The sequence below is a fragment of the Muricoccus harenae genome, assembly GCF_009848505.1.
Taxonomy (GTDB): Bacteria; Pseudomonadota; Alphaproteobacteria; order Acetobacterales; family Acetobacteraceae; genus Roseomonas; species Roseomonas harenae.
Genome location: NZ_WWDL01000009.1, coordinates 1 through 24921, shown reverse-complemented (window position 1 = coordinate 24921; position 24921 = coordinate 1). Strand labels below are relative to the sequence as shown.

At 70.5% G+C, this 24921-nt stretch carries 23 protein-coding genes; 14 read left to right on the top strand and 9 right to left on the bottom strand.

Features of this window, described 5'->3' with window-relative positions; all coding sequences use genetic code 11:
• The 3 genes from GSE44_RS08595 (at position 1) to GSE44_RS08585 (ending at position 4472) form a co-directional block, all read left to right on the top strand.
• Complete coding sequence (locus tag GSE44_RS08595) at positions 1-1398, top strand: YcjX family protein (protein ID WP_159348392.1); 1398 nt, start codon at positions 1-3, stop codon at positions 1396-1398.
• Positions 1334-2317: a DUF697 domain-containing protein gene (locus tag GSE44_RS08590; protein ID WP_159348391.1), complete on the top strand. Its 984-nt coding sequence runs from the start codon at positions 1334-1336 to the stop codon at positions 2315-2317. Before GSE44_RS08595 ends, GSE44_RS08590 begins: the two co-directional genes overlap by 65 nt.
• A gap of 85 nt (positions 2318-2402) precedes the next feature.
• Positions 2403-4472, top strand: a complete 2070-nt coding sequence (locus tag GSE44_RS08585) for a methyl-accepting chemotaxis protein (protein ID WP_159348390.1) — start codon at positions 2403-2405, stop codon at positions 4470-4472.
• 18 nt (positions 4473-4490) lie between these two features.
• Here the strand turns inward: GSE44_RS08585 and gltX are convergent, their stop codons facing one another.
• Positions 4491-5897: a glutamate--tRNA ligase gene (gltX, locus tag GSE44_RS08580; RefSeq protein WP_159348389.1), complete on the bottom strand. Its 1407-nt coding sequence runs from the start codon at positions 5895-5897 to the stop codon at positions 4491-4493.
• A 104-nt stretch (positions 5898-6001) separates the two neighbouring features.
• On the opposite strand from gltX, the gene GSE44_RS08575 reads away from it, so the two are divergent.
• Both GSE44_RS08575 and GSE44_RS08570 read left to right on the top strand, forming a co-directional pair.
• Entirely contained in the window at positions 6002-7525 is a 1524-nt protein-coding gene (locus GSE44_RS08575) for a ComEC/Rec2 family competence protein (RefSeq protein WP_159348388.1), read from the top strand.
• A gap of 75 nt (positions 7526-7600) precedes the next feature.
• A complete protein-coding gene (locus GSE44_RS08570; protein WP_159348387.1) occupies positions 7601-8191 on the top strand; it encodes a hypothetical protein in 591 nt (196 codons plus the stop codon).
• A 56-nt stretch (positions 8192-8247) separates the two neighbouring features.
• Here the strand turns inward: GSE44_RS08570 and lexA are convergent, their stop codons facing one another.
• From lexA to GSE44_RS08530, 8 genes are all read right to left on the bottom strand, one after another.
• Positions 8248-8976: a transcriptional repressor LexA gene (gene lexA, locus GSE44_RS08565; RefSeq protein ID WP_159348386.1), complete on the bottom strand. Its 729-nt coding sequence runs from the start codon at positions 8974-8976 to the stop codon at positions 8248-8250.
• Between the two features lie 106 nt (positions 8977-9082).
• Positions 9083-10288, bottom strand: a complete 1206-nt coding sequence (locus tag GSE44_RS08560; protein WP_159348385.1) for a molybdopterin molybdotransferase MoeA — start codon at positions 10286-10288, stop codon at positions 9083-9085.
• Positions 10288-10764, bottom strand: a complete 477-nt coding sequence (gene moaC / locus GSE44_RS08555; protein WP_159348384.1) for a cyclic pyranopterin monophosphate synthase MoaC — start codon at positions 10762-10764, stop codon at positions 10288-10290. The genes GSE44_RS08560 and moaC overlap by 1 nt, the downstream gene beginning before the upstream one ends.
• Positions 10761-11588, bottom strand: coding sequence for an indole-3-glycerol phosphate synthase TrpC (gene trpC, locus GSE44_RS08550; RefSeq protein ID WP_159348383.1), 828 nt, complete (start codon positions 11586-11588; stop codon positions 10761-10763). The genes moaC and trpC overlap by 4 nt, the downstream gene beginning before the upstream one ends.
• 193 nt (positions 11589-11781) lie before the next feature.
• Positions 11782-12789 carry an anthranilate phosphoribosyltransferase gene (gene trpD / locus GSE44_RS08545; protein ID WP_159348382.1) on the bottom strand — a complete coding sequence of 336 codons (1008 nt, stop codon included), beginning with the start codon at positions 12787-12789 and terminating at the stop codon, positions 11782-11784.
• A 2-nt stretch (positions 12790-12791) separates the two neighbouring features.
• Positions 12792-13418 (bottom strand): anthranilate synthase component II, encoded by a 627-nt coding sequence (locus tag GSE44_RS08540; RefSeq protein ID WP_159348381.1) that lies wholly within the window; start codon positions 13416-13418, stop codon positions 12792-12794.
• A 72-nt stretch (positions 13419-13490) separates the two neighbouring features.
• Positions 13491-15011 carry an anthranilate synthase component I gene (gene trpE / locus GSE44_RS08535; protein ID WP_159348380.1) on the bottom strand — a complete coding sequence of 507 codons (1521 nt, stop codon included), beginning with the start codon at positions 15009-15011 and terminating at the stop codon, positions 13491-13493.
• Positions 15008-16906: a peptidylprolyl isomerase gene (locus GSE44_RS08530; protein WP_159348379.1), complete on the bottom strand. Its 1899-nt coding sequence runs from the start codon at positions 16904-16906 to the stop codon at positions 15008-15010. The genes trpE and GSE44_RS08530 overlap by 4 nt, the downstream gene beginning before the upstream one ends.
• Before the next feature lie 119 nt (positions 16907-17025).
• On the opposite strand from GSE44_RS08530, the gene tpiA reads away from it, so the two are divergent.
• The 9 genes from tpiA to GSE44_RS08485 all read left to right on the top strand — a co-directional run bounded on the left by tpiA (position 17026) and on the right by GSE44_RS08485 (position 24669).
• Positions 17026-17787, top strand: a complete 762-nt coding sequence (gene tpiA, locus GSE44_RS08525; RefSeq protein ID WP_159348378.1) for a triose-phosphate isomerase — start codon at positions 17026-17028, stop codon at positions 17785-17787.
• A 158-nt stretch (positions 17788-17945) separates the two neighbouring features.
• Positions 17946-18275 carry a preprotein translocase subunit SecG gene (secG, locus tag GSE44_RS08520; protein WP_159348377.1) on the top strand — a complete coding sequence of 110 codons (330 nt, stop codon included), beginning with the start codon at positions 17946-17948 and terminating at the stop codon, positions 18273-18275.
• 115 nt (positions 18276-18390) lie between these two features.
• Positions 18391-20022, top strand: a complete 1632-nt coding sequence (locus GSE44_RS08515) for a CTP synthase (protein WP_159348376.1) — start codon at positions 18391-18393, stop codon at positions 20020-20022.
• A 10-nt stretch (positions 20023-20032) separates the two neighbouring features.
• Complete coding sequence (gene kdsA / locus GSE44_RS08510; protein WP_159348375.1) at positions 20033-20863, top strand: 3-deoxy-8-phosphooctulonate synthase; 831 nt, start codon at positions 20033-20035, stop codon at positions 20861-20863.
• A gap of 184 nt (positions 20864-21047) precedes the next feature.
• A complete protein-coding gene (gene wrbA, locus GSE44_RS08505; RefSeq protein ID WP_159348374.1) occupies positions 21048-21650 on the top strand; it encodes an NAD(P)H:quinone oxidoreductase in 603 nt (200 codons plus the stop codon).
• A gap of 131 nt (positions 21651-21781) precedes the next feature.
• The gene (locus GSE44_RS08500; RefSeq protein WP_159348373.1) at positions 21782-22327 is read left to right on the top strand and encodes a hypothetical protein; all 546 of its coding nucleotides are present in this window, start codon (positions 21782-21784) and stop codon (positions 22325-22327) included.
• A gap of 9 nt (positions 22328-22336) precedes the next feature.
• Positions 22337-22801 (top strand): hypothetical protein, encoded by a 465-nt coding sequence (locus tag GSE44_RS08495; RefSeq protein WP_235924644.1) that lies wholly within the window; start codon positions 22337-22339, stop codon positions 22799-22801.
• 97 nt (positions 22802-22898) lie between these two features.
• Positions 22899-24182 carry a phosphopyruvate hydratase gene (gene eno / locus GSE44_RS08490; protein ID WP_159348371.1) on the top strand — a complete coding sequence of 428 codons (1284 nt, stop codon included), beginning with the start codon at positions 22899-22901 and terminating at the stop codon, positions 24180-24182.
• Between the two features lie 67 nt (positions 24183-24249).
• A complete protein-coding gene (locus GSE44_RS08485) occupies positions 24250-24669 on the top strand; it encodes an FtsB family cell division protein (protein ID WP_328799061.1) in 420 nt (139 codons plus the stop codon).
• Positions 24670-24921: the final 252 nt, after the last annotated feature.

Below are 24921 nucleotides of genomic sequence, written 5' to 3'. Positions count from 1 at the left end.
GTGATCCTCGATCCCATCCGCCTGATCACCGATGCCGCCACCCGCACCGGGGAGGCGGCGCTGGCGCTGGCGGGAAAAGAGCGCGTACGGCTGGCCGTCACCGGCCTGTCGCGCGCGGGCAAGACCGTGTTCCTGACCTCGCTCGTGGCCAATCTGGTCGCGGCGGGGGCAGGGCGGCGGACCCTGCCGGCGCTGGAGGCCACCGCCGGCCGCCTCCGCCGTGCCCGTGCCATTCCGCCTGGCGTGGAGGCGACGCCGCGCTTCGATGCCGAGGCGCATCTCGCTTCCCTGGCGGCCGACCCGCCCGAATGGCCGGCGCGCACGGATGACCTCTCGACCCTCTCGCTGTCGCTGACGCTGCGGCGCCATGGCGTCTACGGGCAGCTCCTGCCCGACCGCGAGGTGACGCTGGATCTGCTGGACTATCCGGGCGAGTGGCTGCTGGACCTGCCGATGTTCGCCCAGGATTTTTCCACCTGGTCGGATGAGACGCTGGCGCGGATCGGCACCGGCATCCGCGCCGCTCCGGCGGCCGAGTTCCTGGCCTTTGCCCATTCGCTGCCCGCTACCGCCCCCGCCGAGGATTCCCTAGCCCGGCGCGGCCACGCCCTCTACCGCCAGTTTCTGCTGACCGCGCGGGACGAGCTGGGGCTGCGCTTTCTCCAGCCCGGCCGCTTCCTCAACCCTGGCCCGGGCGGCGAGGCGCCACTGCTGTGGTTCTTCCCTTCCCCGGCGGCAGCACGGAACTCGCCCCTGGGGGAACTGCTGGCCCGGCGGCACGAGGCCTATCTGCGCGACCAGCGGGACCGTTTCCTCGACCCTGTCTTTCGCCGCTTCGACCGGCAGGTGGTGCTGGTGGACGTGCTCGGCGCCCTTCATGCCGGGCGCGAGGCCTTCGAGGACACGGCCGAGGCGCTGGCCGCCATTTCCGCCACCCTTCGCTATGGGCGCGGCTGGCTGGACTTGCTGACCGGCACGGGCATTTCCCGTGTCGCCTTCGCCGCCACCAAGGCCGACCATGTCCCGGAGGTGAGCCGCGACAGCCTCGCCTCCCTCCTCTCCGATTTGGTGGACGCCCCCCGCCGCCGTGCGGAAATTGCGGGCTCCGCGGTCTCCGTCCATGCGGTTGCGGCCATCCGCTGCACCCAGGAAGCCACGGCGATGCACCAGGGCCGCCCGGCACCCGCCGTGCGCGGAATCCTGCTGGAAGGCGGGCGCTGGGCCACCGTCGATCCCGGGCTGGTCCCGGCCCGGCGCCCGCCGGACAGCTTCTGGAACGCCGCCTATTTCCAGATGCCCGTCTTCCGCCCCCCGGGGCTGGATCCCGACGGCCGTGGCGGCGTGCCGCATCTGGGGCTGGATACGCTGCTCTCCGGCCTGTTGGGCGACGCGCTGTAATCCGCGGCCCGCCGGGCCATATGCGGGGCCTGCGCATAGGAGGCCGACCCTGAGCGAGACCGCCCCCCGCCCGCCCCGCATCCTGCTTGAGGAAGAGGCCGGTGCCTCGCGGCTTGATCACGCATGGGACGCGGCGATCCAGCCAGCGGCGATTGCCCCACCGGGCCTGTCCACCCTGTCGCTGCTCGCGATCGGGCTGACCTCGCTGATCCTCGGCTTCGCGGCCCTGTCGGCCGGCAATTACGTGGCGGAGCAGTTCGCCCGTGCCACTTGGCTCGGCTGGCTGACCCTGGTGGTTGCCCTGGGGGGCTTCGGCGCGATCGGCTGGGCCATCCTGCGGGAGTTCCGGGCGCTCTTCCGGCTGCGGGAGGTGGATGCGGCCCGCGCCGCCTTCGCGCGCGGCGATCTGGCCGGGGCGAAGCGCCATGTCCTGGCCTGGGCAGCGCCCATTCCCCTGGCCGAGCCCGCCCTGCCGGCACTGCGCGAGGCGCCGGACCTGCATGCCCTGCGGGCACTTCTTGAATCCGGTCCGCTGGCGGCGCTGGACAGCGAGTCGCGTGCCCTGGGGCGGCTCGCCGCGGTGCAGGGCTTCGCGGCGACGGCTATCAGCCCCAATCCCGCTCTCGATGCGCTGGTGGTGGGCTGGCGCGGGCTGCGGCTGGTGCGGCAGGTTGCCGCGCTGCACGGGATGCGGCCGGGGATCGCCGCCACCGCCTCCCTGCTGCGGCGCGCCGCCTTCGACGCCGCCACTGTCGCGGCCACCGAAGTCGCGACCGACACCGCCGTCCGGGCCATCGTGACGAATCCCCTGATCGGCCATGTGGTCGGCGAGGCAGCCACGGGCGCGGTGGCCGCGCGCCGCCTGATCACCCTGGCCCGGGCCACGGCATCGGCCTGCCGGATCGTCCCGCGCGACTGAATTCCCGCCGGATTGATGGAAAAGCGACGTTCACCGGAGGGTAAGGGCCAGCGACGACACTGCGCGCGCATCAGAGGACACCGCCATGCGCGTTCGCACGCTCCTGCTCGCCGGCTTCACCGTGGTCGCCCTTCCCGGTCTGGCCGGGATTGGCTGGAACTCCTGGCAGGCCTGGAGCAACTGGACGCGGGCGCAACGGGCAACCCTTTCGACGCGGGCGCTGAACGAGACGGTGCGCGGCCTCACCGCCTTCGCCATCGAGAGCGGTATCCTCAGTGCCGCGGCGCGCACAGGCACCGGCGACGCAGCGGCCCTGCAGGCGACGAGCAAGGCGACGGACACGCTGCTGGACGCCGCGAGGCGGAACGTGCTGGCCGAAGGCTTTGACGCCGGCCCGATTGATGAGGCCGCGCGAAAGACCGCCACGATGCGGCGCCGGGTGGCTGAGTTCGTCGCCCGGAACGGGCGGGAGGGCGATCCGAAGCTGGTTTCCGATCTCATGGCGGCCCGGCAGGAGGTGACGGACACGCGGGAGACGGTGGTGCAGAGCGCGGAGCAGCGCATCCGGCACGCGGCACCCGATGTCGCCCTCCTGGCGGAGATTTCCCGGCAGGTGATGGCGGCGCGCACCGACATGGGCGTCCGGAGCCTGCTGATCAACGCGTGGCTGGCCGGCCGGCCGGTAACGCCGGCCGATGTCGCCGAGGGCCTCCAGGTGAACGGCCGGATAGCGATGGCCCTGGACAATGCGCGCCGCATGGTCGCCGCGCAGGACGATCCGGCGCTGCTGCAGGCGCTCGAGAAGGTGGAGGCCGATATCGGCCGCAATGCCGAGCCGCGCTACCGCAGCTATGTCGAGGCGGCGCTGTCGAGCCTCGGCCGGCCTAGCGCGGCGCCGGCCTGGCCAAGCAGCGGCCCCGATTACGCCCGCTGGACCCCCCCGACCCTGGCGCTCATCCCTCCGCTGCGCGACGCCGCGCTCGAGGCCGCGGTGGCGCGGGGCGATGCGATTGCCGCCACGGCGCGATGGTGCTTCCTGGCCAGCCTCGCCCTGGCTGCGGTCGCCGTGCTGTTCGCGGTGGGCGGAATCGTCCTGCTTCTTCGCCGGTTGGTCGCGCCGGTGCGGGACCTGACAGGCGATGTCGGCCGGATCGCCGCGGGCGAGCTGGAAATCGCCGTCCCGCATCGCGGCCGGGCGGACGAGGTGGGCGAAATGGCGGCCGCCATCGAGATCCTGCGCAGCAACTCCGTCGAACAGCGCCGACAGGAGGCCGAGGCGGATGCCGAGCGCGCGGCACGGGAGAAGCGAGCCCTTCACATGGAGGGGCTGGTGCACAGCTTCGAGGGCAGGGTCGGCGAGATGGTTAGCATGCTTTCCGCAGCCTCGACCGAGCTGGAGGCCACGGCCCGCTCGATGAACGTGACCGCGGCCAGCACCAACGAGCAGGCTGGCACGGTGGTGGGCGCTGCGGCGGAGGCGAGCGGCGGCGTGCAGACGGCGGCGGCGGCGGCCGAGCAACTCGGGGCCTCCATCGCCGAGATCAGCCGTCAGGTCTCCCAGGCCACCACCGTCGCCGGCCGGGCAGTGGAGGATGCACGGCGGACCGATGCGACAGTGCAGACCCTGGCCGAGGGCGCGGCGCGGATCGGCGACGTCGTGCGCCTGATCAGCGATATTGCCGGACAGACGAATCTGCTGGCGCTGAACGCGACGATCGAGGCCGCGCGGGCGGGCGATGCCGGGCGCGGCTTCGCGGTTGTCGCGAGCGAAGTGAAGGCGCTGGCAGCGCAGACGGCCAAGGCGACCGAGGAGATCGGCGCGCAGATCGCCCAGATCCAGGCCGCGACCGATCAGGCCGTGGTGGCGATCGGTGGGATCACCCACACCATTGAGGAGGTGAGCGGCATCGCCGTCGCGATCGCCGCCGCGGTGGAGGAGCAGAGCGCCGCGACCGGGGAGATCGCCCGCACCGTCCAGGAGACGGCGCGTGCAACGGAGGCGGTGACGGTGAATATCGGCCGCGTCAGCGAGGGCTCCACCGAAACCGGCGCGGCGGCGGGGCAGGTGCTTTCTGCGGCCTCCGAACTGGCGCAGCAGGCCGAGCGGCTGAGCGGAACGGTCAGCAACTTCGTCAACGAGGTGCGGGCCGCCTGAGGCGGCCGGCAGGGCGCCTCAGCCGCCGATGAGCGAAACACCTTCGGCCGCATCGCCAATCCGGGCGAGGCTTTCCTCCCTGCCCAGGGCGGTGAGCACGGCATCGATCGGCGGAGATTGCAGGCTGCCGGTCAGCGCCGCGCGCAGCGGCTGCGCCACTTGGCCGAGCTTCACGCCCTGCGCCTCCGCGAAGGCGCGTAGGGCGGCGTCCAGCTCTGCGCGATCCCAGGTGACGTCGCCCAGTGCCTTCGCCAGGTCGGAGAGACGGGACCGGACATCCGGGTGGTCCAGCGCCACGGCGGCCTTCGGCTCATACTTCAGCGGCCGCACGGCGAGGGCGAAGCGGGCGCCGTCCGCCATCTCAAGAAGGGTGCGGGCCCGCGGCTGGAGATCGGGGATCAGCGCGGCGACGCGCGCCGCCTGGACGTCGTCCACCGTGCCGAGGCGCTCCAGCACCATCGGCAGCAGCGCTGCTGAATCGGCCGCACGAATGTACTGGCCGTTCAAGTGCATGAGCTTCGCATAATCCATCCGGGACGCGGCGCGGCCGACATCCTTCAGGTCGAAGAGCTCGATCGCCCGCTCGCGCGGCACGAACTCCTCGTCGCCATGGCCCCAGCCGAGCCGCAGCAGGTAGTTGCATACAGCGTCCGGCAGCAGCCCCATTTCGCGGAACTCCAGCGCGCCGACCGCGCCGTGCCGCTTGGACAGCTTGGCGCCATCCGCCCCGTGGATCAGCGGCACGTGGGCGAATTCCGGCCGCTCCCAGCCCATGGCGTCATAGACCATGCACTGGCGGAAGGTGTTGGTGAGGTGGTCATCGCCGCGGATGACATGGGTAATGGCCATGTCGTGGTCGTCCACCACCACCGCATGGAGATAGGTGGGCGTGCCGTCCGAGCGGAGGATGATCATGTCGTCCAGCTCGCTGTTCTGGACGCGCACCTCGCCCTGCACGAGGTCCCGCACCACGGTCTCGCCCTCGCGCGGTGCCTTTACGCGGATGACGGGCGCAATGCCTGCCGGAGCCTCCGAGGGATCGCGGTCGCGCCAAGCGCCGTTGTAGCGGGGCGGGCGGCCCTCGGCCTGGGCGCGCTCGCGCATCGCGACCAGTTCCTCCGCCGTGTCATAGGCAAGATAGGCGGCGCCCTTTGCCAGCAGCTCCTTGGCCACCTCGGCATGGCGGCCCTCGCGGCTGGTCTGCATCACCGGCGGCTCGTCGGGCGAGAGGCCGAGCCAGGCGAGGCTGTCGATGATCTGCTGCACGGCTTCCGGCGTGCTGCGGGCGCGGTCCGTGTCCTCAATGCGCAGCAGGTACTGGCCGCCATTATGGCGCGCATAGAGGAAGTTGAAGAGCGCCGTCCGGGCCCCGCCGATATGCAGGTAGCCGGTGGGCGAGGGGGCGAAGCGCGTGCGGACGGTCATGGCGGCGGAACCCGTTTGGAATGTCGGCTGCTCTATCATCGCAGGACGAGGCTGTTGACCCCCTCACGCAAACGCGAGGGACCGGTCTAGCATCGCACCAACCCATGTCCGCCCATGCCCTCTTCGCCCCAGCCGCCGCGCCACCCCTGCCGCTCGCCGAACGCGCGGCCGGTTGGGTGGCGGCGGAATGGGATCGCTGGCCGCTCTGGCTGCCGGTCGCCATGGGGGGCGGGGTGCTGGGCTATTTCGCCTTGCGGGTGGAACCGGTTGTCGCCTGGCTGGCGCTTCCCTGGCCCCTGCTGGCCGCGGCGTTTCTCCTCCGCTCGCGCCGGCCGCTGCCAGCGGCGGCGCTGGCGCTGCTCGGCGCCGCGGCGTTAGGCTTCGTCGCGGCCCTGTTCCATGCCGGCTCCGCGCCCCCCATGCCAGAGCTGCCGCGCAGGGCGACCATCATCGCCGGCCGGGTTGCCGCGGTTGACCTGCTCCCAGAAGGGCGGCGGGTGACCCTCGACGCTCCGCGCCTCGGCGACGGCGCGGCGCTGGAGCGGCAAATCCGCATCCGGCTCCGCAAGGATGACCAGGCACGCCCGGTGCCGGGCGACAGCATCGCGATGCGCGCCCTGATCCGCCCGCCCATGCCGCCCGCCTATCCCGGCGCGTTTGACTTTCAGCGCACGGCCTATTTCGCGGGGCTGGCCGGATCGGGCTTCGCGCTGAACCCGGCCGAAATCACCGGCCGGGGCGAGGTGCCGGTCTTTGCCGGACTGCGCGCGGCCATCGAGGCGCGCGTCACCGACGCCCTGCCCGGCGGCACGGGGGCGGTGGCGGCGGCGCTTCTGACTGGCTCGCAATCCGCCATCCCCCCGGCAGAACTCGCGGCACTGGGCGATTCGGGGCTGGCGCATCTCCTTTCCCCATCAGGACTGCATGTGGCGATCGTCATCGGCATCGCGTTCGTGCTGCTGCGCCTCGGCATCGCCGCGATCCCCTGGCTGGCGCTGCGGATCGACTCAAAGGGTGCCGCCGCGGTGGCGGGGCTCGTGCTAGGCGGGGCCTATACGCTGCTGACCGGGGCGGGCGTGCCAATGGTTCGCTCCTTCGCCATGGCGGCGGTTGTCACGCTTGCGGTGCTGGCCGGGCGACGCGCGCTTTCGCCCCGCGCCCTGGCGTTGGCGGCTGGCCTGGTGTTGCTGGCCGATCCGGTGGCGCTCACCGGCCCTTCCTTCCAAATGTCCTTCGCCGCTGTGCTGGCACTGATCGCGGCGGCGGAGGCAATGCGCGGTCCCGGCCGGGCGCTGAGGGCGCGCGGCTGGTCGGGGCGCATGGCTCTGGTGGCCCTCGGCCTTGCCATGACCTCCCTTGTCGCGGGCGCTGCCACGACGCCGTTCGGCTTGCACCACTTCGGGCGGCTTCAGCTGTACGGCGTGGTGGCGAACGGGCTTGCCGTTCCGCTCACCTCCTTCGTCGTGATGCCGGCGGGCATGCTGGCGCTGTTCCTCATGCCGCTGGGGCTGGAGGGACCGGCCCTCGCCATCATGGGCTGGGGCGTGGATGCCACGCTGTGGACCGGCCGCTTGGTCGCGGGCTGGCCGGGCTCGGCGCTCGCGGCACCGCCCACCCCCGCACGGTGACTGGCGCTTTTTGCGCTGGGCCTGCGCTGGCTTTGCCTGTGGCGCCTGCCGTGGCGATGGGCGGGTGTGCCGCTGATGGCGGGCGGCCTGCTCTCGGGCCTGGCGGTGGCACCGCCCGACATCCTCGTCTCGGCGGATAGACGTATGCTGGCCGTCGCCACCCAGGCCGGCGTCCTCACCGAGCGGAGTTCCGGCGGCAGCCGCCTGACGCGGGAGTCCTGGCTGCGAAACTGGGGCGAGCAGGAGGCGACCATGATTCCGAAGGAGGGTGCAGCGGCAGAGGGCGCCGTTCTCTGCACGGCGCTGTCCTGTGAGATCCGCCCGCATCCGGACGGGCCATCGGCCATCCTGCTGCGCCAGCCACCGCGCGACACAGCCCGGCCGAGGCGCGGGCCGGCACTGCCGCCCCCGTCCGTCCTCGCCGAGACAGGCTGCGGGAAGGCTGCGGTCATGCTCTCGCTCGAGCCTATCCGGGGGTGGTGTCGCGAAACCCCCCGGGTCGACCGGTTCAGCGTCTGGCGAGATGGCGCCCATGCGGTGTGGCTGGCGCGGGACGGGGCGCTGATTCGGTCCGATCGCCAAGCCCGAGGGGAACGGCCCTGGGTGCCGCCTGTGCCAACCCCGCGGGTGCAACCCCAGGCAGAGCCATTTGCCGAAACGGAATGAAAGAAGGCCCGGGGAAGGATTTTCCCCGGGCCTTCATCATTCTACCTTGGAAAAGCTTAGTGGTAGCGGCGGACGAGGCCGACCAGGCGGCCCTGAACCTTCACCCGATCGGGGCCGAAGATGCGGGTCTCGTAGCGCGGGTTCGCGGCCTCCAGGGCGATGGAATTGCCACGGCGGCGCAGGCGCTTCAGCGTCACCTCGTTCTCATCCACCAGCGCCACGACGATCGCGCCGTTATCGGCGGTGTCACCGCGGCGGATGATGACCGTGTCACCATCCAGGATGCCGGCGCCTTCCATTGAATCGCCGGCGACCTCGAGTGCGTAATGCTCGCCACCGCCCAGCAGCGCGGCCGGAACCTCGACGCTCTCGCCACCATCGCGCAGCGCCTCGATCGGCAGGCCGGCGGCGATGCGGCCATAAAGCGGCAGGTGGACGGCGGCGGCGTCATTGGCGGTGCGGACGGCACCCGGCAGGTTCTGCGCGAAATTGCCGCGGATGACGTTGGGGGCGAAGGAGGGGGCCGGGGCAGGGGCAGCCGCTGCGGGCTGGGCGCCACGGGGCGCGAGACTGTCCGGCATGCGCAGCACTTCCAGCGCGCGTGCCCGGTGGGCCCGTCGCTTCAGAAAGCCCCGTTCCTCCAGCGCCGTGATCAGGCGGTGGATCCCAGACTTCGACTTGAGGTTCAGCGCCTCCTTCATCTCCTCGAAGGAGGGGGAGAATCCGGTATTGCGCAGATGCTTGTCGATGAAGGTGAGCAGCTCGTGCTGCTTCCGGGTCAGCATGGTGCGGAGGTCTCCCTGGGGGCGGGGGGCAGTCTTCTGCACGAACAAACGGGCAACCGACGCCGAAGTTCTATGAAAGTTCTCCCGCGTCGGTCAATGCCGTGCTTCACACTCCGAGAGAAGAAAGCTCCACAACCTCCACCGCCGACCCGGCCGGCGCCGCCGGGGCATGCGGCACGCGAACCACCAGCCCATCCGCCCGCGCCAGGGTGGCCAGCATGGAGCTGTCCTGCACAGGAAAGGGGCTGGCGACGAGATGGCCGGACGAATCACGGGAGAGTTCGGCGCGCACATAGTCCTGCCGCCGGTCATTGGCCGCCATGTCCCGGCCTAGCAGGGCGGAGCGGGTCTCGACCGGGCCGGCAGGCAGCCCGGATAGTCGCCGCAGGGCGGGGATCAGGAACACCACCGCGCAGACCAGCGCGGAAACCGGATTGCCCGGAAGGCCGAGCATGGGCGTGCCGCGCAGGTCGCCCCAGATCAGCGGCTTCCCCGGCCGCATCGCGATCTTCCAGAAATCGAGGGAGAAGCCCTGGGGACCAAGCGCCGACTGCACCAGGTCATGCTCGCCGACGCTCGCGCCGCCGGTGGTGACCAGCAGGTCGCAGCGCGCGGCGGCTTCGGCAGCGGCGGCAATGGCGTCCCGGTCATCGGGGGCGATGGGCAGCACCAGCGGATCGCCGCCCGAAGCCCGGACGAGAGCGGCCAGGGCATGAGCGTTGGAGGAGACGATGCCGCCCGCAGGGATCGGCTCGCCGGGCAGGGTGATCTCGTCGCCAGTCGCCAGGATGCCGATTCGCGGGCGGCGATGGACATGCAGCCAGGGATGGTTAGCCGCAGCGGCCAGACCGATGTCGCGCGCAGTCAGCTGGCGGGAGGCGGGGAGGAGTTCGGCGCCGGCGGTGAAGTCGAGGCCGGCGCGGCGGATCCAGCGGCCGGCGCGCGGCGCCTCATTGACGAGGACTTCCGTGCCTTCGGCGGTGGCATCTTCCTGCAGCAGGATGGCATCGGCACCGGGGGGCACCGTGGCGCCGGTGAAAATCCGCACCGCCTCACCCGGCCCGACGGAGCCTGCGAAGGGATGACCTGCCGGTGATGTGCCCACCACGCGCAGCCGGGCACCTAGCGATGCATCCACGGCCCGCAGGGCATAGCCATCCATTGCGGAGACATCGGTGGGGGGCTGCGTCAGCCGCGCCACCACCGGGCGGGCCAGCACGCGGCCCCAGGCCTCGGGCAATGCAACTGTCTCGGCCGGGCTGGGCGAGACACCCGCGAGGATGCGCTCCAGCGCCTCGGCCACCGCGATCATCAGGGCGCCTCGTAGAGGCCCGACTTGCCGCCGGACTTGCGCGTCAGCCGAACCGCCTCGATGCGCATGCCGCGATCCACGGCCTTGACCATGTCGTAGATGGTCAGCGCGGCCACCGTCACCGCCGTCATCGCCTCCATCTCTACTCCCGTGCGGCCGGTGGTGCGGACCGTGGCGGCAATCTCCACCGCATCCGGGGCCGCCAGTTCCAGGTCGATCGAGACGGAGGACAGGGGAAGAGGGTGGCAGAGCGGGATCAGCTCCGCCGTGCGTTTGGCCGCCATGATGCCGGCCAGGCGTGCGACGCCCAGCACGTCGCCCTTGCCGGCGCGTCCCTCGGCGATCAGGGCCAGGGTTTCGGGCTGCATGGTGATGCGGCCCTTCGCGGTCGCCTCCCGCACCGTCTCGGCCTTGGCCGAGACATCGACCATCGCCGCCCGGCCGGCGGCGTCGAAATGGGTGAGGGGGCCGCTCAAGCCGCCTCCACCAGAAGGCGGGCGGCGGCGCCCGGATCGGGCTGGCGAAGCAGGTGTTCGCCCACCAGCAGGCAACGTGCGCCGGCCGCGGCCATGCGGCGGACATCGCCGGGCGTGCGGATGCCGCTTTCGGCCACCGGGATGCGCTCGGCCGGGATCAGCGGCGCCAACCGCTCCGTCACGGAGATATCTGTCTTCAGCGAGCGCAGGTCGCGGTTGTTGATGCCGATCAGGCGCGTATCCAGGCCCAGGGCGCGATGCAACTCGGCCTCGTCATGCACCTCAACCAGCACGCCCATGTCGAGGCTCCGCGCGACGTCCTCCAGCTCCTCGGCCTGGTCGTCGCTGAGGGCCGCCATGATGATGAGGATGGCATCCGCCCCCATGGCCCGGGCCTCGAAGACCTGCCACGGGTCGATCATGAAGTCCTTGCGCAGCACGGGGAGGTTCGTCGCTTCCCGCGCCAGGCGCAGATGCTCGGACGTACCCTGGAAATAGGGCTGGTCGGTCAGCACCGAGAGGCAGGTGGCGCCGGCGGCCTCATAGGCGCGGGCAATGCCGGCCGGATCGAAGGGCTCGCGGATCAGCCCGCCGGAGGGGGAGGCACGCTTCACCTCGGCGATCAGCCCGACCCGCATCTCGGCGACGGCATCGCAGAGGGCGCCGGTGAAGGGGCGCGGCCGCCCAGCATCCCGGGCGCGCTTCTCCATCTCGGAGAGCGAGGCCTCCTGCTGGCGGGCCCGCACCTCGGCGCGCTTGTCCTCAAGGATTTGGCGGAGCGTGTCCGAAATGGGTGCGTCCGTTACCTGTGTGGTCTGGTCCATGATGGGGGTTCCTGGCGCCGTTACGCGGGCGCCGTCAAGCGGGGGAGGCTGGGGCGCCCGAGGCTGCGAATTCCGTGGCCCTGCCAGGGAAGCGCCGAAGGCCGCTATCTGGGGCGTGCGCCCCGCAAAGTAAGGGCGAAGTCCGAGGGGCGTGCCCGCCCCCCGGTGCGGTCCATGGGCAGAGCTCCTGGCTTCACGCCTGCGCCGCCGCCTTCAGTCGCTCCAACGCCATCATCGCCGCGCCCGAGGCGATCGACTCCGATGCCAGCGCGACACCCGCCCGCAGGTCGGTCACTTTGCCCGCCACGATGAGGGCCGCGGCCGCGTTCAGCAGCACGCAGTCCCGGTAGCCGCCCTCCTCGCCACGCAGCAGGGCCAGCAGGGCCTCGGCATTCTCCGCCGGCTCGCCACCGCGCAGGCTCTCCGCCGGGTGGCGCGGCAGGCCTGCGTCCTCGGGCGTTACCTCGAAGGCGCGAATGACGCCGTCCTTCAGCTCGACCACGTCCGAGGGACCGGTGACGGTCAACTCGTCCAGCCCCTGTCCATGGACCAGCCAGGCATGGCGGGTGCCCGTGCGGCCGAGGGTTTCGGCCATTGGCCGCAGCCATTGCGTGGCGAAGGCGCCGGTCATCTGACGGCGGACGCGCGCCGGATTCGACAGGGGACCGAGCAGGTTGAAGATAGTGCGAGTCGCCAGCTCCATCCTCGGCCCTGCGGCATGGCGCAGCGCCGCATGGTGGCGCGGGGCCATCAGGAAGCAGATTCCCGCGGCGCGGAGCACATCGGGTATCCGTGCGAAGGGCACGTCGGTGTTCACGCCGAGGGCGCTCAGCACGTCCGAGGCGCCGGCGCGGGAGGAGAGGGCGCGGTTGCCGTGCTTGGCCACCGGCACGCCGGCGCCGGCCACCACCAGCGCGGCGGCGCTGGAGATGTTCAGCGTGCCGGCCATGTCCCCGCCGGTTCCGACGATGTCGATCGCCTCGTCGGGAAGTTCCACGGCGATCATCCGGGCGCGCATGGCGCGCACGGCGCCGGTCAGCTCCGCCACCGTCTCCCCACGGACGCGCATGGCCATCAACATGCCCGCGATCTGCGCGGGCGTGGCCTCGCCAGCCATGACGGTATCGAAGGCGGCTTCCGCCTCGCTCTCAGCGAGGTGCTCCCCGGCGGCGAGCCGGGCCAGAACAGGTTTCAGCGACATGGTCAGGCAGCCCGGACCAGGGTCTGGCCGTGGATCTCGGGGCGCGGCGGCAGGTTGATCCCGGCCATCCGCATGACATTGGCCAGCATGTCATGGCCATGGGTGGAGGCGATGCTCTCCGGGTGGAACTGCACGCCCCAGACCGGCAGGTCCCGGTGGGCGAGGCCCATGACGAGTCCGTCCGCCGTCTCAGCGGTCACGGAAAGCTGCTCCGGCAGGTCGTCCCGCCGCACGACGAGGGAGTGGTAGCGCGTGGCGCGGAAGGGGGTCGGAAGGCCGGCGAAGACGTCGGTCGCGCCGTGATGGATGTCATGCACCTTGCCGTGCACGGGCTGCGGGGCGCGCACCACGGTGCCGCCGAAGGCCTGGCCGATCGCCTGGTGGCCCAGGCACACGCCGAAGAGCGGCACGCCCTTCTTCGAGGCGGCGCCGATCAGGTCCAGGCAGATCCCCGCCTCATTGGGCGTGCAGGGGCCGGGGGAGAGCACGATGGCGCGCGGGTTCATCTCCAGGGCCTGCTCGACCGACAGTGCATCGTTGCGCCAGACAGCGACCTCCGCGCCCAGTTCCCCGAGGAAATGGACGAGGTTGAAGGTGAAGCTGTCGTAGTTGTCGATGAGAAGGATCATGGCCCCGTCACTTCGGCCCAGCCCCACTTCCGGGTCAAGCCGGGCCGCCGCATGGCTGGGCCCGAACCGGCCTCAACCCGGCTCGCGCCGGGGGGCAGCGGCTGCGAAGCGGATCGCCTCCTCCGCCGCGCGGAACAGGGCGCGGGCCTTCTGGCGGGTTTCCTCGTATTCCGCCTCGGGGTCGCTGTCGGCCACTACCCCGGCCCCGGCCTGGACGGACATGACGCCATCCTTCACCAGCGCCATGCGGAGCCCGATGCAGGTATCCATGCCGCCATCGGCGCCGAAATAGCCGAAGCAGCCGGCATAGACGCCGCGGCGGGAGGGCTCCGTCTCCTCGATGATCTCCATGGCGCGGACCTTGGGTGCGCCGGAGAGAGTACCGGCGGGGAAGCCCGCGACCAGCGCATCGAGCGCCGAGAGGCCGGGACGCAGCTTGCCCTGCACCTCGCTGCCGATATGCATGACTTGGCTGTAGCGCTCGATGCCGAACTGGGCGGTGACGCGGACGGTGCCGATCTCCGACACCCGCCCCACATCGTTGCGGCCGAGGTCGAGCAGCATCAGGTGCTCGGCCCGCTCCTTCGGGTCGGAGAGCAGCTCCTTCTCCAGGGCCAGATCTTCCTCCGGCGTCAGGCCGCGGCGGCGGGTGCCGGCAAGGGGGCGGACGGTGACGGTGCCGTCTCGCAGCCGGACCAGAATCTCCGGGCTTGCGCCGACGGCCGCGAAGCCGCCGAAATCGAAATGGAAGAGGAAAGGCGCGGGATTCAGCCGCCGCAGCGCACGGTAGAGGGCGAAGGGCGGCAGGGCGAAACCCTGCTGAAAGCGCTGGCTGAGCACGACCTGGAAGACGTCGCCGGCGGAGATATACGCCTTGCCGCGCTCCACCGCCGCGATGAAGCTTTCCTTGGTGAAGTCGGAGGTTGGCGTTCCGGGGGCGGGCAGGGCCGCCGGGGGGGCAGGGCGCGGCACCGGGCGGTCCAGCGCGCCCTCGGCCTCGTCCAACCGCGCCTGGGCGGCTGCGTAGGCCTCGCGCGCGCTTTCGCCGCGATCGGCGTAGACCGGTGCGCAAAGGGTCAGGATGTCGCGCACATGGTCGAAGACGGCGATCAGCGTGGGGCGGCCCAGCAGCGCCTCCGGCACGCCGAGCACATCCGGCGTGGTGGCGGGCAAGCGCTCCATGTGCCGCACCATGTCGTAGCCGAGATAGCCGAACAGCCCCGCGGCGCAGGGCGGCAGACCCTGCGGCAGCTCGAAGCGGCAGGACTGGATCAGGGTGCGCAGGCTCTCGAGCGGGGGCGCGGCCTCGGGCACGAAGGCATGCGGGGCGGAGAGGGCGTGGCGGTTGATCTCGGCGCGGCCCTCGCGGCAGCGCCAGATCAGGTCCGGCGCAAGGCCGATCATGGAGTAGCGGCCGCGGCTCTGCCCGCCCTCGACGCTTTCCAGCAGGAAGGTGTTGGGGCGCCCCTCGGCCAGCTTGAGGAAGGCGCCCACCGGCGTGTCGAGATCCGCGACGCGCTCGCGGAACACCACCTGGCCGCGCCCGGCACCATGGGCGGCGGCGAAGGCAGCGTAGCTGTCGGGGACGGTCATCGCGCGGCCACCTGATCCATCATCGACTGATTGATGGTGACGTCGGCGCGCGCCCGCAACGCGGCGGCGAACTGGGCCTCCAGGTCGTCCTGCATGCTCTGCTCCACCTCGGTCTTCACCCGGGCGAGGCCGGCGGCGTCGGCAGCCACATCGGCGGGAATGATCTCGGCGAGACGAGCGACCGCGAAGCCGTCCGAGGTCTGGGCCATCGTCACCTCGCCGACCTTGGCGGCGAAGAGGCCAGGCAGAAGCTCGCGCGGGATGCCACCGGGGGTGGCCTGCTGCGGATCGCGGAGGGAGGGGCCCATGCGGACCGGCTCCGCCCCTGCCTCGCGGGCAGCCTCGGCGAAGTCCTTCCCGCCCTGGGCGGCCGCGAGCAGGGCGGCGGCCCGCTCCTCTTGCACGCGGCGGCGGGCATCGAGCATCCAGGCGCGGCGCACCTCATTCTCCACGCTGGCGAAGGGGCGCAGCGTGGCGGGAATGGCGTTCGGCACGTCCAGCGCCAGGAAGCCTCCACCGGCCTCGGCCACGCGAGGGCCGCCGCCGGCCGGGTTGGCGAAGATCGCCTCCAGCACAGCGGCGCGGGCGGCGGGGCCGCCGGGCAGCTCCACCCGCTGGCCGTCCTGGCCATTGCCATTGCGATCGATGGTCACGCGGAGCGGGGTGAGGCCGAAGCGCTGCGCGACCTCCTCAACCGTGGCGCCGCCGGCCAGCGCGTCCTCCAGCTTGTTCGCCTCCTCAAAGGAAAGGTCGGCGGCCTTTTCCTGGGCGAGGGCTTGGCGCGTCTCGGCGCGCAACTCCTCGATCGGCTTCTCGGCGGCCGTTTGGATGGCGGTGACCTTCATCACATGCCAGCCGAAGGGGCTCTGGATCGGGTCGGTCACGCCGCCCTGGGGTAGGGCGAAAACGGCGTTGGCGATGGTCTCCACCGGCATTTCGCCGCGGGAGATCTGGCCCATCTCCAGGGCCGTGCCGCCGGCGGCCTCGGCCTGGGTGCGGATCGTGGCAAGGTCGGCGCCGCCGGCCCAGGCGGCGCGAATTGCCTCGGCGGTCTCCTTCGAATTGACCAGTGCCTGCTCGATGGTGCGGCGCTCCGGCGTGCCGCTGCGCTCCCGCTGCGCCTCCAGCCCGGCATCGATCTCGGCATCGGTGACGGTGACGCGCGGCAGCAGCGTCTCGGCCGAGAGCATGGCGAGCGCAACCTCGCGGTATTCCGGGGCGGAGAACTGGGCGGGGTTGTTCTCATGGAAGCGGGTGAGCTGCGCCTCGGTGGGGTCGGGCACCTCGGGGGCGCTCAGCAGGGAGAATTCCGCGACCTCGGCGACGCGGCGCTCGCCGGCATAGGCGAGCAGCTGGCGGGTGAGCGTCTCCGGCGCACGGGCCCCGGCGCGAACGGCGCCTACCACCTGCTGGCGCTCCAGATCGGCCACCACGACGCGGGTGAAATCGGCCTCCGTCAGGTCGTTCTGGCGCAGGAACTGGTTGAGGATCAGCGGGTTGAAGCGACCATCCGCACCCTGGAAGGATGGAATGGCGAAGGTGTAGGCGCGTACCGCTTCCGTGGAGACGGCGACGCCCAGGCGGCGCGCCTCCTGGCTCTGGGCGCGGGCGGCGATGAGGCTGTCGACCGCCTGCCGGGCCACGGCGTTGCGGAACTGGTCGTTCGGCTCGAAGCGCGGGCCGAGCTGGCGCTGCAGGCGCTGTGTCTCCCGCCGGGCGGCGTTCTGCGCCTCTGTCAGTTCGATCGGCTCCCCGCCGACACGGGCCACGGCATTGTCCCGGCCGAAGTTCCGGATCACGTCCTCGATCCCCCAGATCGCGAAGGACAGCACCAGGAGGACGAACAGGCCCTTGGCGAACCAGGTGCCGGCGAGGCGGCGGAACGCGGTGATCATATATCTGTGGCCCTGACGGGAAGGCGGGGAGGGCAGCCCGTAGCGCACCCCGGGCCCGTTGCCAAACATCCGGCCGCCCGATACGCGGCTGATGACGCGCCGCCACCCCAGGAGAGCCCATGACCCCCGGAGTCCGCCCCCTCATCGCCGGCAACTGGAAGATGAACGGCACGCTACGCGAGGCCGCCGCCCTGGCCGAGGGCGTGCGTGCCGGGCTGGACACGGTGCCGAATGCCGACCTGCTGATCTGCCCGCCCTTCCTGCACCTGCATGTCGCGGCGGCCTCCATGGGCTGGAAGCCGGTGGCGCTGGGCGGGCAGGATTGCTCGGCCGAGGAGAACGGGGCCCATACCGGGGACGTATCCGCCGCCATGCTGGCCGATGCCGGCTGCGGCTATGTGATCCTCGGCCATTCGGAGCGCCGGGCGGATCATGGCGAGACGGATGCGCTGGTCCAGACCAAGGCGCGCGCGGCCATCGCGGCCGGGCTGATCCCTATCGTCTGCGTTGGCGAGACTGAAGCGCAGCGCGACGCCGGGGAGGCCGAATCGGTGGTCGCGGCGCAGATCGCCGGCTCGCTGCCGCCGGATTTCGCCGGGGCCAAGGGGGTGGTGGCCTATGAGCCCGTTTGGGCCATCGGCACTGGCCGGACGCCGACCGAGGCCGACATCGGCGCCATGCACGGCCGGATGCGGGCCGAGGTGGCATCCCGCTTCCCTGGGGCCGGCGCGACCACTCGCCTCCTCTACGGCGGCTCCGTGAAGCCTTCCAACGCCGCCGCCATCCTGGCCCTGCCCCATGTGGACGGGGCGCTGGTGGGGGGCGCGAGCCTGAAGGCGGCGGACTTCCTGGCGATCGGCTCCGCCGTTCCGGCAGGCTGAGGCAGTCAGCTCCGGGGCGGGTTCCTGCAAGGAAGGTCGCCCCTGCATGGCGGGCCGGCGCATCCGGCCGGGCCCGTGCCCGCAATCCGTGCGAGAGGATGCCGGCCGGAACGGTTGGGGTAGCGGGCGGGCTGCGAGGGCGCTAGAAGCCGGGAATCATGACCACCGTTCTCCTCGTCCTGCACTTCTTCGTCGCCGCCGCCCTGATCGGAGTGGTGCTGCTGCAGCGCAGCGAGGGCGGCGGTCTGGGCATCGGCTCCTCGCAGGGAATGGGCAACTTCATGTCCGGGCGGGGCACGGCCAACCTGCTCACCCGCGCGACGGGTGTGTTGGCGACCCTGTTCATGGTGTTGGCGCTCGCCCTCGGGCTGCTGAACCAGGGAACGGGGCGGCAGCGCTCCCTCTTCGATTCGCCGCCTCCGGCCGCCGCGCCCGCCGCCCCGGCCGCGCCCGCGCTGCCGCCGGTGCCGAGCGTTCCGACCAACTAACCCGCTGTTCCTGCAGCGGCGCCCTTCAACCAGGCGACGCGCATGGCTTCATTGCGTCGGCGGGGCCCCATGGCCCCTGGCCGCGGCGCGTCCTCGTTCGCTATAAGGGTCTCCCATGACGCGGTACGTATTCATCACCGGCGGCGTGGTCTCTTCCCTTGGAAAAGGCATTGCCGCCGCATCCCTTGCGGCGCTCCTGCAGGCGCGCGGCCATAAGGTCCGGCTCAGGAAGCTCGACCCCTATCTCAATGTCGATCCGGGCACGATGAGCCCGTACCAGCATGGCGAGGTCTTCGTGACCGATGACGGGGCCGAGACTGACCTCGACCTCGGGCATTACGAGCGCTTCACCGGGGTGCATGCCAACCAGTCCGATGCCTGGACCACGGGGCGCATCTATTCCGACGTGATCGCCAAGGAGCGGCGCGGCGAATATCTGGGGGGCACCGTCCAGGTGATCCCGCACATCACGGATGCCATCAAGGAAGGCATCACCGCCGGGGTCGAGGAATACGACTTCGTCATCGTCGAGGTCGGCGGGACGGTGGGCGACATCGAGAGCCTCCCCTTCCTCGAGGCCATGCGGCAGCTGGCGAATGAGCTGGGGCCCCGCCGCAGCATCTTCGTGCACCTGACCCTGGTGCCCTGGATCGCCTCGGCCGGCGAGCTGAAGACGAAGCCGACCCAGCACAGCGTGAAGGAGCTGCTTGGCCTCGGCATCCAGCCGCAGGTCCTGCTCTGCCGCAGTGACCGGCCGATTCCGGAGAACGAGCGGCGCAAGATCGCCAGTTTCTGCAACGTGCGGCCGGAGAGCGTCATTCCCGCGCTCGACGCCTCCTCCATCTATGCCGTGCCGCTGCAATATCATGCGGAAGGCCTGGACCGTGAGGTGCTGCGGCACTTCGACATGTCCGTCTATGGCGAGCCCGACCTCTCGCGGTGGCACAAGATCCTGCAATCGCTGCAGCAGCCGGAGGGCGAGGTGACCATCGCCGTCGTCGGCAAGTACATGTCACTGCTCGATGCCTACAAGTCGCTGGGCGAGGCGCTGACCCATGGCGGCATCGCGCATAACGTGAAGGTCAGGCTGGACTGGGTGGACAGCTCCATCTTCGAGAGCGACGGCGCCATCAAGCGGCTGGAGGGGGTGCATGGCATCCTCGTGCCCGGTGGCTTCGGCGAGCGCGGGAGCGAGGGCAAGATCCGCGCGGTGCAATTCGCGCGCGAGCGCAACGTGCCCTTCCTCGGCATCTGCTTCGGCATGCAGATGGCGGTGGTGGAGGCGGCGCGGAACCAGGCGGGGTTGCCCGGTGCGTCCTCGACCGAGTTCGGTCCCTGCGAAGATCCGGTCGTCGGCCTGCTGACGGAGTGGAAGCGCGGCAACCAGGTGGAGAAGCGCGAGGAGGGCGGCGACCTGGGCGGCACGATGCGGCTCGGTTCCTATCCCTCGCTGCTCGCCGAGGACTCGCTGGTGCGCTCGATCTATGGCGGCAAGGCCGAGATCAGCGAGCGGCACCGCCACCGCTACGAGGTGAACGTGAACTACCGCGAGAAGCTGGAGGAGACCGGGTTGCGCTTCTCCGGCATGTCGCCGGATGGCGTGCTGCCGGAGATCGTGGAGCGGCCGGACCATCCCTGGTTCCTGGGCGTGCAGTACCATCCGGAACTGAAGTCCAAGCCCTTCGAGCCGCATCCGATCTTCGCCGGCTTCATCGGCGCCGCCGTGCGCCAGGCCCGTTTGGTTTGAGGAAGTTGGCATGACCCGCGTTTCCATCGGTGGGCTGGAGGTCGGCAACGACCTGCCGCTCGCCTTCATCTGCGGGCCCTGCCAGATCGAATCCCGCGCCCATGCGCTGGAATGCGCGGACGCCATCGCCGCCATGGCGAAGGAGGCCGGCGTCGGGATGGTCTTCAAGTCCAGCTACGACAAGGCGAACCGCACCAGCGCCAATGCCGCGCGCGGCGTGGGCATGGATGAGGGGCTGTCAATCCTGGCGGAGGTGCGGGAGCGCACCGGCCTTCCCGTGCTGACCGACGTGCATGACGCCGGGCAATGCGCACCCGTGGGCGAAGTGGTGGACTGCCTGCAGATCCCTGCCTTCCTCTGCCGTCAGACGGATCTGCTGCTTGCCGCCGGGCGCACGGGCAAGGCCATCAACGTCAAGAAGGGGCAGTTCCTGGCCCCGTGGGACATGGTGAACGTGGCGGCCAAGATCGCCTCCACCGGGAATGAGAAGGTGCTGCTCTGCGACCGCGGCACCTCCTTCGGCTACAACACCCTCGTCTCGGACCTGCGCGGCCTGCCGATCATGGCGCGCACCGGCTATCCGGTGGTGTTCGACGCGACGCATTCGGTGCAGCAGCCCGGCGGGCTGGGCGGCAGCAGCGGCGGGCAGCGTGAATTCGCGCCGGTGCTGGCGCGCGCGGCCGTGGCGGTCGGCGTGGCAATGGTGTTCATCGAATGCCACCCCGATCCAGACAAGGCCCCGAGCGACGGGCCGAACATGATCCCGATTCGCGAGATGCCGGCGCTGATCGCGCGGCTGAAGGACTTCGACGCGCTGGCGAAGGCCGTGCCCGCCGCCTGATCCGCCGGAAGGGGCCGGGAAGCGCTGCGGCGCCCGGGCAAATCGCTGCTTGACGCGATTGTCACCGGTGCCACGTGAATGACGGTCATTTGGTCCAAGCGTTGTCCGTCTGCCTGTCGGCACTCGTATCAGGGGTGCTGCGTGCCGCCATTCCGGCGGGCGGCAGATTCAAGGATGAACGGCGATGGCAAAGGTCCTGGTCCTTTACTATTCGAGCTACGGTCATATCAAGACGATGGCTGGTGCGGTCGCCGAGGGCGCGCGCTCAGTTGCTGGAACGACGGTGGATATCAGGCGCGTGCCGGAGTTGGTGCCGGAGGAGGTCGCGCGGAGGTCCGGCTACAAGATGGATCAGGCGGCTCCGATCGCCGTCGTGAGCGAGCTCGCGGATTATGATGCCATCATCATCGGCACGCCGACCCGCTACGGGAACATGGCGTCGCAGATGAAGAACTTCCTGGATCAGACGGGCGGGCTCTGGGCACGCAATGCGCTGGTGGGAAAGGTGGGTTCGGTCTTCACCTCCACTGCCAGCCCGCATGGCGGGCAGGAGAGCACAATTTTGGCGACCAACAACGTGCTCTACCATTTCGGCATGGTGATCGTCGGGCTGCCCTATTCCTATGCGGCGCTGGCGGATGTCACCAAGGTGCAGGGCGGCACGCCCTATGGCGCCAGCACCATCGCGGGCGGCGACGGCAGCCTGAAGCCGACTGAGGACGATCTCGGCGGGGCGCGCTTCCAGGGCGCGCATGTGGCGCAGATCGCGGCGAAGCTGGCGGCCTGATCGAGCGGCGGCTGGCGGCGGGGCAGGGGTCTCGCTGCCGGCTTTTCCGGCGCAAATCTCGGCAGGCCGGAGGCACCGTGCTATCGGCCGCCGATGCTCGGTTTGCGAGAGAATCCCGTTCACCGCGTCTGGTGGCTCGATCCGCACTTCTGGAACCGCGCTTCCGTGCTGCTGGCAGCGCTGGCGACATCGCGTTGCACCTGGCGGCGCATGCATGGAAACGGCCGGATTTCGAGGGCTGGTGGGCCGGTTTCGACCAGCGCGCCTATCTCACTGCCGCGCATGCCTGGGCCGCGGGCGACCTGACACCCGGGCTGCACCACTATCTTGCGGGCTATCAGCTGCTTGCCGCGCCCTTTGTGGGACTGCTGCCGGCGCAGCCTTTCGTCATCGCCGATCTCGCCTGCGCGCTTCTCTCGCTGTTCCTGCTCGTCGCCACCGCGCGCCGCCTCGCGCCCGACGAGCCCTGGGTGCCCGCCATGGGCGCCTTGGCCTTCCTGATCGTCACCATGTCCTCACGCGCCGCCGTGAGCATCTGGGCCGTGCCCTGGTCTACCACGCCGGCGGTGCCGCTCATCCTCGCCCTCTGGGACCTTCATCCCACCTCGCTCTGGCGGTACCTCAATCACCATTATTTCAAATGGGTGCATCTGATCCTCGCCTTCTACGCGCTGTGATGGCTTCGGTTGGTCTTGCGCGGCGTGGACCGGCGGCGCGCACTCGCCGGGCTGGCGGCCGCCGTGCTGCTGCTGCCCTGGTGCGCGTTGCTCGAGCCGATGGAGGCGACGGCGGTGGAGGTGTCGCGGGCGGCAAGCGGTGAGGCGGTGGTGGCTCTCCCCTTCGGCCTCGCGCTTCCGGGGCAGGGCGCGCTTCTGACGGCAGCGGGGCTGTGGGACGGCATTCCGGCGGCCGCGGGGCGGGTCGTTGCCACCGGGCCGGCCTGGCCCCGGGGCACGCTGGACATCGGGGCCTATCCGATGCCGGGCGGGGTGCTGGTCCTTCCGCTCCGGCCTCTCCCGGATGAGCCGGTGACCCTCTCTCTCGGCCTGGCCATTCCTCTCCGCGCGGAGGAGCGCGCCCAATCCGTGCGATTGGTCCTGCGGCCGGGCATCCCATGGTGGCCGGCGGAGGCCGCCGGGCCCGCCCCCTGACGGCGTCGTGCAGGGCGCATGACCTTGCCGGACGTCCGCCAGCGCCCTATCCGCATCCGGTCCCGGGATCACGGGGCAAGGCCGGGAGACAGCACATATGAGCGCCATCGCCGACATCATCGCGCGCGAGGTTCTGGACAGTCGCGGCAACCCGACGGTGGAGGTGGAGGTGGTGCTGGACAGCGGCGCCATCGGCCGCGCCATCGTCCCCTCCGGCGCCTCGACCGGGGCGCATGAGGCGGTGGAGCTGCGGGACGGCGACAAGTCCCGCTACGGTGGCAAGGGCGTCCGCAAGGCGGTCGCGAATGTCGAGGGCGAGATCTTCGACGCGCTCTCCGGCATGGATGCCACCGAGCAGGTGAAGATCGACGAGACGATGATTGAGCTCGACGGCACCCCGAACAAGGGCCGGCTCGGCGCGAATGCCATCCTCGCCGTATCGCTGGCCAATGCGAAGGCCGCCGCCGAGCATTACGGCCTGCCGCTCTATCGCTATGTGGGCGGCACCTTCGCCCGCACCCTGCCGGTGCCGATGATGAATATCATCAACGGCGGCCAGCATGCCGATAACCCCATCGACATCCAGGAGTTCATGGTGATGCCGGTGGCCGCCGGTACCATGGCGGATGCGGTGCGGATCGGCTCCGAGATCTTCCAGTCGCTGAAGCGCGCGCTTCACGATGCCGGCCATGCGACGAATGTCGGCGACGAGGGCGGCTTCGCCCCGAATCTCAAGAGCGCGGACGAGGCACTGGGCTTCATCGCCAAGGCCTGCGAAGCCGCCGGGCATCGCGTGGGCGAGGATGTGGTCTTCGCACTCGACTGCGCCGCGACCGAGTTCTTCAAGAACGGCACCTACGACATGGAGGGCGAGGGCAAGAAGCTCGATGCTGCCGGGATGGTGGGCTACCTGGCCGATCTCTGCGCGCGCTATCCCATCGTTTCCATCGAGGATGGCTGCTCGGAGGATGACTGGGAGGGCTGGAAGCTCCTCACGGACCGCCTCGGCAAGACGGTGAATCTCGTAGGCGACGACCTGTTCGTCACCAACCCCGAGCGCCTGCGCCAGGGCATTGAGAAGGGTGTCGGCAACGCGATCCTGGTGAAGGTTAACCAGATCGGTACGCTGACCGAGACTCTCGATGCGGTCGAGACGGCGCATCGCGCCGGGTACAAGGCGGTGATGTCGCATCGCTCCGGCGAATCGGAGGATGCGACGATCGCCGACCTCGCGGTGGCGACGAATTGCGGGCAGATCAAGACGGGCTCGCTGTCACGCTCCGATCGGCTCGCGAAGTACAACCAGCTGATCCGAATCGAGCAGGGCCTGGGCCCGGCGGCGCGCTATGCGGGCCGCACGGTAATGCCGCGCGGGCGCTGAACGGGGTTGGCGCGCGCCGCCAGCGCGGCGCGCGTGCAACGTCCGCAGCTATTTCCGCTGCGCTGCAGTGAAACGCCTTGCGCCGCAGCGCGGCGGCGATTTTACTCCTGGCCAGGGGATCATTCCGATCGGCCTAAGTCCTTCGGGGGAGGGGCAGTTGGCTTTTTTCAGGGGGGTGAAGCGCAGGGCGCAAGCCTTGGTGCTTCCAGTTATCTTTTTTGCGTTGTGCGGATACTTCGCGCATCACGCGATGCATGGGACGCGCGGGTTGCTGGCGCGTGACGCCCGTAATGCCGAGATCGCCGCCGCCCGCATCGTGCTGGCGGAGGCCGAGGGAGAGCGGGATGCGATGGAGCGCAAGGTCGCGGGCCTTCGCGCCGAGCACCTGGACCGGGACATGCTGGAGGAGCGCGCTCGCGCCCTGCTGAATGTCGTGGCCAAGGACGAGGTCATCATTCCCTACGCACCGAACCGCCGCCTGTTCTGAGGGCGGTCGGCGTGCACCAATTGGAACGGCGCGGCGGACTTCCGCCGCGCCGTTCCGCGTTTGAAGGCTCCGGGTGCGGCCCATCAGAGGGTGGGTCATTCTCCTAGGGTCTGTGACCGGACTCTGCGATGCGTAGGTTGATCATCGTGGCGGCGAGGTGGGCGAAGCCCATCCAGCTGCGGCGGGTCTTGTCGCGCCGGAGAGCAATGCGAGCCCAATCTTTGAGGCTGGAGAAGAGGTTCTCGACCTGGT